Raw genomic sequence first — 842 nt, 5'->3', positions numbered from 1 at the left:
GCGGGTCAGCGCCGCGATCAGCACCATCACGGCGCCGAGCAGCACCACCGCGTTGGCGGCGGCGGCGGGGAATTGCAGGTAGGCCATCTGCACCTGGATCACCTTGCCGACCGAGGCGATCTGCTGGCCGCCCATGACGCCCACCGTGACGAAATCGCCCATGATCAGGGTCAGCACGAAGATCGACCCGATGGCGATGCCGGGCTTGCACAAAGGCACGATGACGTTCCACAGCGTCTGCCAGGGCGTGGCGCCGGCATCCGTGGCCGCCTCGATCAAGGAGCGGTCGATCCGCATCATCGAGTTGAAGATCGGCACGATCATGAACACCGTGTCGAGGTGGATGAAGGCCAGCACCACCGAGAAGTCGGAATAAAGCAGCCCCTCGATCGGGGTGCGGATCAGGCCGAGGCCGATCAGCGTGTCGTTGACGAGGCCGTTGCGGCCGAGCAGCGGGATCCAGGCGATCATCCGGATCACGTTCGAGGTCCAGAACGGGATGGTGCAGATCAGAAAGAGCACCGTCTGCATCGCCGTCGAGCGGACGTGGAAGGCGACGAAGTAGGCCACCGTGAAGCCGATCGACAGGGTCGCGGCCCAGCCGAGCAGGCAGAATTTCAGCGTCGACAGGTAGGTGCGGAAGGTGGTGCAGAGGTCGGCCCCGGACAGGCAGCCCTCGAACACGTCGGCATAGTTCTGAAGCGTGAAGGCCGGGATGATCTCGTACTCGTTGTACTCCCAGAAGCTGACGATCAGCGTCAGCGCCAGCGGCACCACGAAGAACACCAGGAAGACCAGCCCGAGCGGCATCGCCTGCCAATAGGCCAGCCGACGCTGCCGCC

At 64.5% G+C, this 842-nt stretch carries 1 protein-coding gene; it reads right to left on the bottom strand.

What is annotated here, in order from left to right:
* Positions 1 to 842: ABC transporter permease (locus tag VP06_RS32935; protein WP_048468041.1), on the bottom strand; the 842-nt coding region annotated here is incomplete at both ends.

It is taken from the genome of Methylobacterium aquaticum, assembly GCF_001043915.1.
GTDB lineage: Bacteria > Pseudomonadota > Alphaproteobacteria > Rhizobiales > Beijerinckiaceae > Methylobacterium > Methylobacterium aquaticum.
This window is presented reverse-complemented; position numbering and strand designations above follow the sequence as displayed.